Below are 13,971 nucleotides of genomic sequence, written 5' to 3' on the forward strand. Positions count from 1 at the left end.
AACAAAAGGCTTGTTGAGTATCATATAAGTATTGTCGTAAATGTCGAAATCGTCAAATGATTGGCTTACACGCTCTAAGCCAAATCCTTGTTGTACAATACCTTGCGAGCGTTCTGCTTCTATATCTATCCGTTTTTTGTTCAGCTGATTATTGCCGTATACATTTTCTATTTTCTCGGTGAGGTACATCGGCAGCGAGAAAGTTTCTTTATATTTTTTCTCAGAAAGTATACGTCTAATAGTGTCGTATTCTTTGCCTAAGGCTTTTTGGAGGAAGATAGTATCGAGGTTGTTCACACCCAACTCGGTAGTGCTGTGTTTGCGGTACTGATAAGCCGTAGCATTTTGCAGTCCGCGTTTTTTCTTGTTTTTCCAGATGCCTTGTAACACTGCGTATGCAGGGTTTTCTTTTTTGGGTAGGGCTTTTTTAGGCTTTGCTATAATAGTTACTTCGTTTAGCTGCACCCCTTCGGGTAATACAATTACTAGTCCTTTGGTATTATCTTTATCTAAATGTACTTTTTTAGTAGTATATCCTATGAGCGAAACCTCTAATTCGCGTTGTTTTTTTTCTGAATATAGCGAGAAACGCCCCTCCTCATCAGTATAACCGCCGATAGTTGTTTTTGGGAATAGTACATTGGCATAGGGTATAGGTAAACCGTTTTCGTCAATAACTTTTCCTGACACGTGTGTCTGCCCAAAAACTGCTACTATGGGCAGTAATAAAAGGAGTAAAAAAGGTATTTTTTTTATCATAAAGAAAAAATTAAAGTGCAAAAGTAGTAAAAAGATAGGGAATTAGCAAATTTACTAATTCCCTATCTTCTTAAAGATTGTTTACTGCTTTTATAAACTTCCTAAATCCTTCTTCACCTTCTGGAGTGTGTTTGAAAACACCGCAGTTTTCTAATACTTCGCAGAAAGTATCTCCGATAGCCTTATCAATAAAACTGTCTAAACTATTAGAAGTGAGTGGAGTAGGGTAGTTGCTTATGTGTTGCTCTATCCACTTAGCGTGTTTTTGAAGGGCTTCGTCGTTGCTCATCTGTGCATATACGTTCTCAAACGGCTTGCCTGCAGCTATAGCTTCAGCAAGGAGCTTTTTAATACTTGCCATTTCAGTTTTGAGTCTACCTGGCAGGATAGCTAACCCCATCACCTCAATAATACCAATATTCTCTTTTTTGATATTGTGTAGGTGTTCGTAAGGGTGGAATATCCCCATTGGGTGAGCACTATCAGTGCGGTTGTTGCGCAAAGCAAGGTCGAGTTCGTATTGACCATTTTTGAAGCGAGCTACAGGGTTTACGGTATTATGGCGCACTCCTTGTGTATAGGCGTAAATACCAAGGCTTTCATCGCTGTAGCCTATCCACGATTGCAAGATATGGTCAGCTAAGTCGATAAGGCGGTCTTTGTCGCCGCGCAATCGCAATACGCTCATAGGCCAGTTTACGACACCTGCTTCTATATCTTCAAACCCTTTAAACTGCACTTTTTCCTTTACAGTAGCTTTTTCCATCGGGAACTCGTGCTTACCTCCTTGAAAGTGGTCGTGTGAGAGTATCGAACCTCCTACTATAGGCAGATCGGCATTAGAACTGAGGAAATAATGAGGAAATTGTGCGACGAAGCTCAACACGTGCTCAAAGCAAGCGCGGTCTATCTTCATAGGGCGGTGCTCACTCGAAAAGACGATACAGTGCTCATTGTAATAAATGTAGGGTGAATACTGAAAATACCAATCCTCGCCTGCCAAGTTGAGAGGGATAGCACGCAGGTTTTGTCTGCCAGCGTGGTTTACCCGCCCCATATAGCCTTCATTCTCTTTGCAGAGCAAGCATTTGGGATAGTTAGTGGCTACTACATCTTTTTGAGCGGCAATATCGCGAGGGTCTTTCTCAGGTTTAGATAGGTTGATAGTAATCTCTAAATTACCATATTTGCTGGGGTGTTCCCATAGTATATTCTTAGCAATCCTATCGGTACGAATGTAATTGCTCTGTTTGTTTAGCTCATAGAAGTCATTTGTAGCTTGTACTTTGTCTTTTTGGTAAGTTTCCCAAAAAGAAGCAGCTATCACCGAAGTACGCGGCAGTACTTGCCCCATAATCTTGGCGTTTAGAAGGTCGCGGTAGGTGATAGTATCAGCAGTAAGTTTGCCTTGCGTAGCTGCCCATTCTACAATGCGGTCGAGTACTTCTGTAGGATAGGTAATCGCTTGAGCGGCAGCTGTTATTTGAGCCTGCTCTTCAGCGGTAAACTCGCGATAACTATCACAACCAATGCTCTCTAATACCGCATTGGTAACGAGTATGCGATCCTCTTTTTTTACCAAGTTATGCAGCACTGCATAGGTAATAAGGGTTTCTATTTCAATGTAAATATCCATTTTTTATTAACGTCTAAACCTATAAATAGTTTCGTGCTTATAAACTTCTCCTTTTTCGAGGGGTTTTACTCCGAAATTAGGTTGGTTGATACCATCGGGGAAATCCTGCATTTCGATAGCTACTCCTGCAAAGCGAGGGTTCTTAACAGGTTTTTCCTGAGGGGTACATACCTTATCAAATACGGGTACCTCGTCTAAAAAGTTGCCAGTATAAATCACTGCGACCCGTTGGGTGGTATAGGCTTCCATAGTGATGCCACTTTCAGGAGAATGCAATACCAACTGAGGGGCAGCATTCAGTCCGCTGTGGTTGAGCACAAAAGGGTGGTCGTACGCACGAGTGATATTGAACTGAGGGTGTCCTTCGGCTATACCTTCCTTGATGACTTTCCCTTTGCGAAGGTCGAAAGTTGTGCCTTCAACAGCTAGGTATTTGCCAGTAGGTATTAATCCTTCTGCCAGCTCGCAGATGTTATCAGCCGCAATTTGTAGCTTTTGAGCATCGCCGTTTACTTCTAAGTCGCCTGCCAAGTTGAAATAACTATGGTTGGTGATGTTTAAGTAAGTTTTAGCATCGGCTACCGCCTCATAAGCGATGTGCAGACTATCGTCTTCAGTAAGGGTATAGCGCACTTTGAAATCTACAGTAGCAGGGTAACCCTCCTCGCCATCAGGACTTAGATAGTGCATTTCTATTCCGTTAGCGAGCTCTTTTACCTCGAAAATCTTACTGCTGAAGCCTTCTTTACCTCCGTGCAATGAGTTTTCGCCATTGTTTTTGTAGAGGTGATAGGTTTTGCCGTCTATAGAGAAAGCAGCTTTGTGTATTCTGCCTGAAGTGCGCCCTATGGTAGCCCCATTGTAAGCCCCATTGCCTATATAATCTTCTAAATGCGCATAGCCTAACACTACGTTTTTAAGTACGCCGTGTTTGTCTTTTACGCAAATTTCGGTAATAGTACCGCCTAAGCTAAGTACAGACACGCGAAAACCGTTCGCGTTCTGTAAACTATATTGATAGACAGCCTGTCCGTTATGAGTTCCGAACAGGCTTTTGTTGATGGTTATCATTCTTGTCTTGTATTAAAGTTTTCGTGCGCCTTCACTTACAGCAGCGATGTAGAAGTCGGCAGCATATCCTATTTTGTTTTTGTAAGCCTCGCCTACATTTTTGATAAAGTCATCTACTTTGTCTTTCTTCACGATGCTCACGGTACAGCCGCCAAAGCCAGCACCTGTCATACGCGAACCTACTACTCCTGGTTGTTCCCAAGCAAGAGCCGCCAAAGTGTCGAGTTCTACACCGGTTACTTCGTAATCATCGCGCAAAGAAATATGCGATTGGTTCATCAGTTTACCAAACTCAGCCAAGTTGCCTGCTGAAAGCTCTTTTTGTGCTTTTAGCGTGCGTTGGTTTTCGTATACGGCGTGTTTAGCTCTTTTCTGACGGATAGGACTCTTAATAAGGTCTTTGTTAGCTTCAAATTCTTCAATAGAAAGTTCGCCCAATGCTTTGATAGGCAGTTTAGTTTGTAGTTCAGCTAACGCTTCATCGCATTCGGCACGACGTTCGTTGTACTTAGAGTCAGCTAAACCACGGCGTTTGTTGGTATTAGCAATTACGATTACTTCATCTTTAAGCACTACAGGCACGTAGTCGTATTTTAGGGTGTTGCAATCGAGTAGTATAGCGTGGTCTTTTTTGCCCATAGCTATAGCAAACTGGTCCATAATACCAGAGTTTACCCCAATAAACAAGTTTTCCACCTTCTTGCCCAAAAGCGCCATAGCTATAGGGTCGATAGAGAGGTGGAATAAATCTTTAAGCACAATGCCGGTAAGCATCTCGATAGAAGCTGAAGAAGAGAGACCCGCTCCGTTAGGAATGTTACCTGATACGAGGAAGTCGAAGCCGCTGTCTATTTTGAAGCCTTCTTCTACAAACATTTTAATCACGCCTTTAGGATAGTTAGCCCAATCGTGTTTTTTGTCGTTTACCAATTCATCAAGGGTAAATTCCATTACACCAAGGTCGGCAAAGTTTTCAGAATACATACGGAAAGTACGGTCAGCGCGTTTGCTTACCAATCCGTAAGTACCTCTGTCGATAGCACAAGGGAACACGTTACCGCCATTGTAATCGGTATGTTCACCGATAAGATTTACCCGTCCTGGGGCGAAAAATTGTTGTTCAGCATCTTTGCCGAATACTTCTTTAAACTTTTGTTCTAGTGGTTTCATATTATTCTTTTTTAGTCGTTAGTTATTAGTCGTTAGTCCTTAGAAAGCGACTAATAACTAAAAGTTTATTTAAAATATTTTCTTGCAATAGCTTTTAATTCAGCTTCTTTATCCTCTAAACGTTGTAGCAACACAAACTGATTGCGTGCTCTGATGTAGTTTTCTTCAGGATAAGATGTTTTGAAATAGATGTCGTTGTTAAAATAATCAGCGAGGAAGCGGATACCGATGATAAAAATCATATACTTAGCACCATCTACTATATGTGCTTTTTCAGCCTCTGTCATAACAGGGTTCATTACCGAAAAACCTTTGCAGAGCGCCTCGAAGAAGTCAGTGTTAAATACTATTTTGCTGTCATCAGCCTCGTTTTCTTCAGTTGGACTGACAGAGGTACGCACCATATCGCCAAAATCGTATAGTAGGATACCCTGCATTACCGTATCGAGGTCGATAACTCTGAAATCATCAGGATTCGCTTTATTGATAAGTACATTGTTGATTTTAGTATCGTTGTGAGTGATGCGTATCGGAATGCGTTTTTCGTCTACTTCTTTTTGGATAAGATCGAAGATAACTTTGTGTTCTTGGGCAAATTCGTAGAGGTGTTTAGCTTTTTCTTTGCGAGCAGAAGTGGCTTGCTTATGAGCGTCTTCTAACTGTTGAAAACGCAAATGCCCGTTGTGAAAATTAGGAATAGTAGCTTGCAATCGCGAAGTGTCGATATTAGCAAACGTCTTCATAAAGGTAGCATAGGCGTTAGCAGCCTTTTCAGCTTGCCAAGGTTCTTCTATGAATTCGTATGAAGTGTAACCTTCAGCAAAAGGGAAGATGCGCCATACTACCTCATCAGCAGTTACTGAGTGTCCCCCTTGTTGGGTAGGCATCATTGGCAGGATAATGTGGTTATTGGGCTGTGTTTCCCACAGCAATTCGATATTGGCAATAATAGCAAGAGGTGTTTTGAATACATTGCTGTTAATGCCTTGTAGGATATAGTTGTTAGCACTAGTTTTTACCAAATAAGTGCGATTGATATGCCCATTGCCATAAGGCTCAATAGAAAGGATGTCTCCTTCTAAAATGAATTGATTGGCTATTTCTTTCATTCTTATAAATAATTAGTTGTTAAATTCTTGTTTTTCTGCTGTTGTTGCATTTAAAACCTGTCTGGATAGGCGCCTTTATCTACTAGCTTTTGTATTTCGTTTTGTACGAGTGCTAAATCTTCGTGGTACGTCATACCAAACCAGCTGTCGTGGTTAGGCAATACCTCTAATTTGTAACCGTAGTCTTTGATAGCGTGTTGTACAACCATTGGAATGTAAAACTCGGCTTTTGGGTTTTCTTTATTCTTTTCTACGAAATCAGCAAAATAGCGTTCGGCTATCTCGAATACCTCGTGAGTGAAGCCCCAGAAATTCATTGATACGTAAGTGCTTAGCGGATATTGAGTGTTTGTCTCCTCGTCTATGGCGGTGTGCTCATCTAATTTGCGCAACTTGGTAGCCTCGTTGATAGACAGCAAGTGGTGGTTTTCATCTACTTGGCAGATACCACGTGATACGGTACCATTTTCGCTAAGCGTATTTTTGAGCAGGTAGCCACCAGAGAAGAAAGTCTTTTCTTTTTCTGAGTTTAGAGCCTCATACATTAGGCGGTACCCCTCTTTTCCGTAGTAGTCATCAGCATTTACGATAAGGAATGCCCCTTTTACAAAGTCTTTTACACATAGCATAGCGTGCCCCGTACCCCAAGGTTTTTTGCGCTCTATTCCTTTAGGGTTGAAATCATCTTGATATACGTAAGTAATAGGCACTCCGGCAAAACGGTTTTCTAAGTGTTGGCGTGCGAGGTCGTCTATTGCGCGACGGATGATAAGCACGATGTTATCAAAACCTGCTTCGAGGGCATCATAGATAGCATAATCGAAGAGAGCATTGCCATTATGGATGTTTTCTAACTGTTTGTCGGAGCCAAAGCGACTGCCTAAACCAGCCGCTAATATTACTAATGTTGTCATATACTGTTAATTTTCAATATGATAAGGTTAAAAAATACGGTGCAAATGTGTTGTTTGGTGTAAGTCGTGGCAAAGATATAAAATATTTATTAATTATCAATTATTAATGGTTAATTTTTTTTAATTTCGGTTGAGAAGGCTGGGAGGATTGGGAGGGTTGGGACAGGTGGGACGTGACAAAGGGGAACCTTCGGTGTTCCTATAGTGTTCCTATAGTGTAGGTGTATCTTTAGTATAGGTGTTGGTTTTAATAGGTGATAAGGCTAAGGGCTAAATGTTAGTGATTAATATTAACAATAGTTTAACATTATGTAATTTGTTGATAATAAAGTAAATAGGTTTTTTTTATGGAAAAGTGTTAAGAGGTGAGTGGGAGCTTCTTGGTAGTTATAAAAAAAAATAGTACTTTTGTGGCATTAATTGTATGAGTATTTTATACGCAATGAAAAAGTTTCTTACAGCAATTCTATTTTTGATGTTGGGTGCAGTGGGCTATGCTCAGTGTATCAACGTACAGGTGACTTTTATCAAAGGGAACTGTTTTACTGATAACCAAATAAAGGTAACAGCCCGTGATATGAGTCCGTTTCCTTCTATTTGTTTGCCCTCGAGTGGTAAGTTTATTATAGAGCTACAAGGGGGGGGGCACGATGGTGATATGTTTAGAATGACGCAGCCTTCGCCAGGAGCTCCTTTTGAATATACTTTTTATAACCTAAAGGCTGAAGAATGGAACGGCACTAAGGTTGAGAAGATTAAGTATAAAGTGATTGTACGCGATGAGGATACGGGTGCTTTTGATGAGCGCGAGGTAGACGCTGAGTCTAACTATAAGCTTATGAATATACAGAACCTTACCGCTATACAACCAGTGAGCTACTGCGGAGGAGCTGTACAAAACGGAGGGGTGAAGTTTCAGATCCCCAATGGAGGGATAGGGCCATTTGAGGTAACACTACTGAAAATGGATGGTACGGTATTAGTGCCCACTCAAACCTTTCAGCGTCCAGCTAACAATGGTTATATAGAGGTAAAAAGCCCTGCGGTGCAACCTAATACCTATATTATAGTACAGGTAAAGGATAAGACCAATGTAAGCGACCAATGTGGGGAGACCCGCCGTTATCCGTCTTTCTATATACCTTCCGTGGTTCATAGATATACGGTAAACTGTATTGAAATAGCTACCCAAAGCCGTTATATGTATAAGAGTAGTGAGAATTGTAGCCACTACAATATGCAGATTTATATTAGTAGGAAAGATGGCGACTATCTATGGCGTAATCTTACTGATTATAATGCAGAGCTAAGAGACTGGTTTACTAAACCAGGTACTGCAGTGGCATATTTTAAAAACTCAAGTAAACCTGCTATTGATTTTTCTTCTTCTTTTTATGCAGGATCTCCTAATTATTATCATGCCTATTATACAGTACCAGGCTATCCTTTTGCTAAAGGTGATGATGTAGAGATTGTAATAAAGGGTCCTAAAAATACAATTAGAGAACGCTTTAAGTTTGACCATCAGTTAGATATGCCTACAGGAGGGTGTAACACTCTTATCTATAATGCTTATGGCTATAAATATGATGGTTCCTTTTCTTGGACCGAGTTAACTTGTGGTACTTATACCCTAACGAGACATGAAGGCTCAGTACATTCTAGCTACTCTAGCAATACAGGTAGGAATGCCTCTTTTCCTGATGTAAATACAGGAGAAGCAAGACCTACTTATGTAGGCGGCTGGCTTAACGGTTATTCTAATTTTAATCTACAACGCAAAGTAGGAGGGAATTGGGTAGATGAAGGTAATACTTCTTATCCATCTACACCAGGGGCTACTTATCGGTATATATATAAGAATCAGCCGGGGGGCTGCCCTGTAGCTTGTTCGAATGAGTTTGTAGTGCCTCATTACAATATGGGGGCAATTCCGCCAATGCCTACTCCTCAAGCACGTCCTGTTATAAAAATATGGGATAAGCTACAAACCGGCTTAGGGATGTATGCAGGTACGGGGGCTTTTAAGATATATCCTGATCATATTGATAAATTCTTTTATCCTCTTAAACTAAAGGTAGAGCGAGCTGATGGAGTTGCTTCGGTCACCTATCAAGGTTCTGTTGCTTTTAGCGATACTAAAACTCGTACCATTTCTTTCCCACTAAACTTGGAAATAAGAACATATTGGAGTACTTATGGTTATACAAACTTGCCAGCCGGTAGGTACCGCCTTACTGTAACGGATGCTTGTGGAGCTACGACCGTTAGAGAGTATCAGTTAGGAGCCGTTTCGTTTAACCCTAAAGTGAACTATGAAAAAGATTGTGAGGTAGGAAAGATAAATTTTAACATAGGGAGAAATATCACTGTGGCAGATGATAATTATTATGAAAGAGTATATTTGCAACAGGAAATAGAAGACCAATGGGGATATAAATCTTGGCCGTATGTGAATAATCACGCTTCTACAGGAGGCAACTATTTCAATGCCCAAACCGGTAGTTTTACTAACTTATTACCGGGCAAGTATAGGTTGTATTTTACTAATGTATATCTCAGTCACGGACTTTTCCATAATACGGGTACAAATAAATACGATAGATATAGTATTACAGACCCTACTACTCCGTATTTGTATAACAATGAATTTTATAAAGAGATTACTATTCCGCCGCTTGTGAAGCTTAATCCGGTAATTAACCCTGTTATTTGTCATAAAGGTAGCGCTACGGGTATGATAGCGGTAGACGTAACGGGGCAAGAGGTGTATTTCCCTATTACTTACCGTTTGTACCGCAAGGCTACAGCTACAGCTACTACCTCTACACTGATAGACTCTAAAACCTATCAGGCAAGCGATAATAAGTATTTCCATATTTTTGAAGGGCTTACTACGGGCTTCTATCGTATAGAGACAGACCACCGATGCCAAGTAGTGCCTAAGGATATAGATATAGATATAAGCAATGCCTTTAATCCGTTCTTGGTGATAGACCGCCCTGTACCTTTCTGTACAGGCAATCAGGCGCGGGTGAAGTTAGGGCTTTCTGAGCATATTTTTGATATTAAGTGGTTTAAGCTTGATGCTGATGGCAATAAAACTACATCAGCCCCTATAAAAATAGGTTCGAGCTTCTGGGAGAATATCTATACCACTACTACCTATTTGGCTGAATACACCCTAAAACCAAATGTAGGTTGTACTAATAACACTGTTTACACTAAAACCGCTACAGTGGTACTACCGCCTATAGACGAGCCTCCTTACTTTAGAACGCCTTGTCCTAATGATATAGAGGTAACAGTAGACCAAGGACAATGCGGTAAGCAGGTACGTTGGCGTGAGCCAGAAGCCTACCCTACGTGTAGAGGGGCAGTTACTCGTTGGCAATCACACACTCCTAATAGCTATTTCAATATAGGTGTACATACGGTTACTTATACCTTTACAGACGGCTCAGGCAATACGGCTTCTTGCTCTTTCCTTATAACGGTTAAGCCGCGTGGGCTACAGATTAAAACTACCCAACGTTATACTGATGCTGGGGGTAATACCCTTACCCAGTTGCAGCCTAACCAGCAGTTTTACTACGAGCTAAGGTATGAGAATACAGGTTCTGAAAATATTAATAAGGCCACTATAAATGTAACGTTGCCAGACAATACCTCAGTACAGCCTAATGGGGCACCTGACCTTAGTGGTGCAGGCGATGGTAGTTGGCAGAACCCGCAGCCTACTTCGGCTTACACTGCCTCTAATAAGTCGTATAAGTTTGGTATAGGGGAGAATTATACCCAATCAACTCTTAAATTGGGCGACCCAGAACGGGTAATACGTATACCGATGAAGGTAAGCAATGACTGTAGTGTACTGCTAAAACCTTGTGAAAGCTATGTACTTACTAACTTATCAATTACCTATGAGGGAGGGCCTTACGGCTGTCAGTCAGCTGAGTTTACCCAAACAGGGGCTATCTCTACGACAGTAAATGTATCGGGTTGTGGCCGCCAAGAGCTAATGTGTGGTACAGGAGCGATGACCTTTAATGCTATAGGAGGTTTTACCTCTTATCAGTGGTATGATAGCAATGGGCCTATTATAGGAGAGACGAATCCTTCGTACAGCCCGATAAACCCAGGAGTATATAAGGTAGAGAAAACAATTTCTTGTCACGGTACACTACTTACCGTTACTGAAACTATTGATTATCAATCAATAGGAAATATGGTAGACCCTATTAAAGCGCAAGCCCAAAATATAGGGGTTACTTGTGCAGGAACTGGTGGATGGACGAGTCAGTTCTACCTCTGTCAAGGAGGCTCGAAAGTTATATCGGTACCTTATAACAATACTCCTTATGAGTGGCAAACGTGGAATGGTAGCTGCAATAGTCAGGCAGCAGCCCAACCTAACTGCCGTATAGAGACAGACGACTGCTGGAGTACATTAAGCTCAGGTAAAACCTTTACGCTTACAACTGCAGGCTTATATCGTTTGAAATTCTTAAACTCAGGTTGTGATAAGGCGTTCTATTTTCAGGTGATTACGAGTGGGCTATTAGGTAGTCTGTCTAATAAGAAAGACGAAACCCCATTTGAGCAAGGTTCGGTAGACTACCAACTAAGTGCCAGTGGCGTACAATATAAGGTAGAGATATATAGGAATGGTACTCTTTTGCGTACCGATATAAAGACCGATAATATAGGTATTATAGAAAATCTAACAGAAGGTACTTACCGCTTTAAGTTTACTTCACCCCAGATACCAAATTGTGAGTATACGGCTAATGAGACTATCGGTAAGCAAACCGATATGAAGATGACGGCTACCTTTAAAGGCTTTAAAGAAGGGTCTTGCAACACGGCTAAGTTGCAGTTAAAAGCAGAAGCAGGACAGCCAACTTACCGCTTCTATATATGGAAGATAGACGGTCAGAAACAGTACGCTAACGAGGCAGCAGCTTTGGGCTCTGCTCCTATTGGTATACAATTAGCCAGTCAAGGGGCTACAGGAGTAGATATAGAAGTGCCTAATATTACCCAAGTGGGTGAATACGAATTTATAGTAGGTGACCAGCGCAATGGAGCGAAGGCATACTCAAACAAAGTACTGATAAGTCCGCCATCACCACATAACTTTACTGTATCGGCTACACAAGAGATACAATGTGAGAGTACCCCTAATAGTGGGTATATCAATATGATTTTCGCACCAGGAAGTCAGAATGTAAACCGTACTATCAACTTATATAAGTTAGACAACGCGGGGGCACGTGTGTTACCAGTGTTTAAAACTACTGGCGGTGGACTTTTCACAGGTTTGCCAGCAGGTACTTATGAAGTGGAAATGGTTTCGAATGTAGCAGGCTCTACTTGTCGCTATACTAAGAAACCGATAGTGATAAAAGCACCTCAAGCACCGCTTAGAGCCTATGCGGGGGTAGTAGCTGACCGCTCTTGTGATACGGCGAATAATCAATACAAAGTAGCAGTAAATAATGTATCAGGAGGTACCCCTCCATATCGCTATAGTTTTGATGGAGAGGCTACTTATGTGCCTGATAATATAGGCTATATAGGCAGTAGCAGTACTATTTATGTAAAAGATAGTAAAGATTGCCGAGTGAGCATTCCGATAACAGTAGAGCTGACAACTATGCCGACCATTAGCTTAAGTCCTATAGCATATCGTTGTGATAATGGTTATGGCGCGGTAACGATTACGGTATCGTCTACTGTATCGCAAACCTACCAGTATATATTAGATGGTAGTGCTACACAAACGCTTGTAGGGAATACTATTCACCGTACCTTAGCACCAGGGGCACACTCACTAACGGTGTATTATACCCCAGCGAATTCATCAACTACTCCTAATGTACTCTTTACAGAGGATTTTGGAACAGGCGATGTAGATACTTGTGTAGAAAGTGCTAATACTGATTTAGTATGTGCTACAAGCAGTACAACCCTAGAAGATGGACAACAACTCATTACTAAACAAGCTCCAGCAAAAGCTAATTGGACAGTACCTACTGACCCTACAGGTGGTAGATACTTAGCCGTAGCAGGTAATGGTAATAACGAGGTAGTGTATAAGCGCACTCTTACGGGAGTAGCCTTGGGTATACCTCTAACGGTGAGTGTAGATGCCGTGAGCCTATTAAGTAGTGGTGGAGTACCTGCTCAGTTTAGAGTTGCCCTTTGCAAAGCTGATGGTACAGCACTTAGAACTAAGCCATTAGGAGATGTAACTAACGGAGCGAGCTGGAAGAACTTAAGTGTTACCTTTACAGCAGCTGAAGTAGCAGGATTTACTAATAACAACATACAAATACGAGTGCTTAGTTCTGCACCACACGCATATGGTGCTTTAGGTAGTGACTTTGCTCTTGATAATCTGAAAGTAGCACAAGCTACTACTTATTGTGAACTAAAAGTTACAAAACTTATTAATATAGAGGCTAACAAACAGATGCGAGTAGAGAAATACGGTGCAGAAAAGAATGTTAGCTGTATAGGAGCCGCTGATGGACAGGTGCGTATACGCGTACTTAATGCACCTTCGGTAAATATTAAATATGCGGTAGCAGCTCTTAATACCTCTATGGTTACTTGGACACCTACTACTCTTGATGCCCAAGGAGTGTTTACTATCACAGGCTTAGAAGCTACCCAGAGTGGTAGTGTGCAGATACAAGATGCTCTACAGCCTAACTGTATCGGTACAGTAGAATACAAGATAGGAGAACCTACCCCTATAGTGCCTTCAGTAGTATTATTGGAGCGAGTAACTTGCCTCAATGGTGAAAAGGCTAAGGTGAAAGTATCGGCTACAGGTGGTAATACTGATGGTTATCAGTATCAAGTGCTGACAGTAAATGGAACTTTTGTACCTTCAACACCTACCCCTAACCCTTATGAGATAGGCGATATACCAGCAGGCACTTATACTATAGTGATAAAAGATGCCAAAGGCTGTACTACCTCTACTACTTTTGTAATAGATGGTTTGCGCACCCTTACCGTATCGGCAGTTCCTACCTCATTATGTTATAGTAGCAATGCTGAGAAGAAAGTAGTGCTAACTGTTACTAATGGTAATGGCAATAACTATAAAGTAACGCGTGTGGGTAGTGGTAATACCTATACATTTAACAATACGATATATACTTACCCTGATGCGTTAGAAGTAGGTGTCCATACCTTTACGATAACAGATAGTTATGGATGTCAGACTACTGTATCGGCAGAGATATATGCCCCACTCAGTTTGCAGGTATCGCCTACAACTCAGTTGTATGCGAGC

At 41.3% G+C, this 13,971-nt stretch carries 7 protein-coding genes; 1 reads left to right on the forward strand and 6 read right to left on the reverse strand.

The genetic code is table 11. The features are described from left to right. The 6 genes from HMPREF9074_RS09690 to HMPREF9074_RS09715 all read right to left on the reverse strand — a co-directional run. Positions 1 to 759 (reverse strand): carboxypeptidase-like regulatory domain-containing protein (locus tag HMPREF9074_RS09690; protein ID WP_034540483.1); only part of this gene is annotated, 759 nt, incomplete at its 3' end. A 70-nt stretch (positions 760 to 829) separates the two neighbouring features. Continuing rightward, positions 830 to 2,395: a UDP-glucose--hexose-1-phosphate uridylyltransferase gene (locus HMPREF9074_RS09695; protein ID WP_009388641.1), complete on the reverse strand. Its 1,566-nt coding sequence runs from the start codon at positions 2,393 to 2,395 to the stop codon at positions 830 to 832. 6 nt (positions 2,396 to 2,401) lie between these two features. Then, positions 2,402 to 3,466, reverse strand: a complete 1,065-nt coding sequence (locus HMPREF9074_RS09700) for an aldose epimerase family protein (protein ID WP_009388640.1) — start codon at positions 3,464 to 3,466, stop codon at positions 2,402 to 2,404. A gap of 12 nt (positions 3,467 to 3,478) precedes the next feature. After that, complete coding sequence (locus HMPREF9074_RS09705; RefSeq protein ID WP_009388638.1) at positions 3,479 to 4,636, reverse strand: galactokinase; 1,158 nt, start codon at positions 4,634 to 4,636, stop codon at positions 3,479 to 3,481. A 65-nt stretch (positions 4,637 to 4,701) separates the two neighbouring features. After that, complete coding sequence (locus HMPREF9074_RS09710) at positions 4,702 to 5,745, reverse strand: phosphotransferase enzyme family protein (RefSeq protein WP_009388636.1); 1,044 nt, start codon at positions 5,743 to 5,745, stop codon at positions 4,702 to 4,704. 50 nt (positions 5,746 to 5,795) lie between these two features. Then, positions 5,796 to 6,659 carry a nucleotidyltransferase family protein gene (locus HMPREF9074_RS09715; protein WP_009388634.1) on the reverse strand — a complete coding sequence of 288 codons (864 nt, stop codon included), beginning with the start codon at positions 6,657 to 6,659 and terminating at the stop codon, positions 5,796 to 5,798. Between the two features lie 442 nt (positions 6,660 to 7,101). Here HMPREF9074_RS09715 and HMPREF9074_RS09720 point away from each other — a divergent pair. Then, a partial coding sequence (locus HMPREF9074_RS09720) for an HYR domain-containing protein (protein ID WP_034540486.1) occupies positions 7,102 to 13,971 on the forward strand: 6,870 nt, incomplete at its 3' end.

It is taken from the genome of Capnocytophaga sp. oral taxon 329 str. F0087, from assembly GCF_000213295.2.
GTDB classification, from domain to species: domain Bacteria; phylum Bacteroidota; class Bacteroidia; order Flavobacteriales; family Flavobacteriaceae; genus Capnocytophaga; species Capnocytophaga leadbetteri_A.

Excerpts from the sequence above, each read along its gene's own strand:
- HMPREF9074_RS09695 (WP_009388641.1), bottom strand. The coding sequence starts at position 2,395 with ATGGATATTTACATTGAAATAGAAACCCTTATTACCTATGCAGTGCTG.
- HMPREF9074_RS09715 (WP_009388634.1), bottom strand. The coding sequence starts at position 6,659 with ATGACAACATTAGTAATATTAGCGGCTGGTTTAGGCAGTCGCTTTGGC.
- HMPREF9074_RS09700 (WP_009388640.1), bottom strand. The coding sequence starts at position 3,466 with ATGATAACCATCAACAAAAGCCTGTTCGGAACTCATAACGGACAGGCT.
- HMPREF9074_RS09705 (WP_009388638.1), bottom strand. The coding sequence starts at position 4,636 with ATGAAACCACTAGAACAAAAGTTTAAAGAAGTATTCGGCAAAGATGCT.
- HMPREF9074_RS09710 (WP_009388636.1), bottom strand. The coding sequence starts at position 5,745 with ATGAAAGAAATAGCCAATCAATTCATTTTAGAAGGAGACATCCTTTCT.